Source organism: Neorhizobium sp. BETTINA12A (assembly GCF_023006485.1).
Classification (GTDB): Bacteria; Pseudomonadota; Alphaproteobacteria; order Rhizobiales; family Rhizobiaceae; genus Neorhizobium.
The window spans coordinates 1-727 of the sequence record NZ_JALBGW010000353.1 but is presented as its reverse complement, the minus strand read 5'-3'; the positions used below and the strand labels follow the sequence as shown (position 1 = coordinate 727).

The following is a 727-nucleotide window of genomic DNA, read 5'->3' as shown; positions in this document are numbered from 1 at the left end:
AGCTGCTTGCGGCGTTCGGCCAGGCGCGGGAAACGCGTATAGACGTCCTCGCGCGTCTCGGCGCGCTCAGTGGCGCTGCGCAGGAAGCCGCCAAGCTCGACATTGTCCTCGACCGACATGGTGGAGAACAGTTCGCGCTTTTCCGGCACGAGGCAGAGGCCGGCGGCGACGCGGCCCTCGACCGAGCGCGGCACGGGTGCACCGTCGTAGATGATCGTGCCGGAAGAGGGAACGATGCCCATGATGGCGTTTAGCAGCGTCGATTTACCGGCGCCGTTTGCGCCGATCACGGTGACGATGCTCCCAGGCTTCATGCTCATCGATATGCCGTGCAGCACCTCGGCGCGGCCGTAGGAGACGTGGATGTCGGAGAGTTCGAGCAGGTTTCCGTTCATGCGACGCCTCCGAGATAGGCGGCGACGACCGCCGGATGTTTGCGCACGTCGGCCGGCTTGCCTTCGGCGATCAGGGTACCGAAATCGAGCACCACGAGATGGTCGACCAGACCCATGACGAAGCCCATGTCGTGTTCGACGAGGAGCACGCTGACGCCCTCCTCGCGCAGCTTCTTCAAGAGGTTGGCGAGCTCCTGTTTTTCGCCGTGGCGCAGGCCGGCCGCGGGTTCGTCGAGTAGTAGTACGGCCGGATCGGCGGACAGGGCGCGGGCGATCTCCAGGATGCGGATCTGGCCGAGCGCCAGATCGCCGGCCGGCCGGTCGCGATAGGC

At 66.0% G+C, this 727-nt stretch carries 1 protein-coding gene and 1 pseudogene; both read right to left on the bottom strand.

The window, feature by feature from the left end; genetic code table 11:
* Window positions 1-395: ATP-binding cassette domain-containing protein (locus MOV61_RS30115; protein ID WP_247139203.1), on the bottom strand; the 395-nt coding region annotated here is incomplete at its 3' end.
* Window positions 392-727: pseudogene (locus tag MOV61_RS30110) on the bottom strand (metal-dependent hydrolase); the annotation flags it as partial. The pseudogene MOV61_RS30110 and the gene MOV61_RS30115, both read right to left, overlap by 4 nt.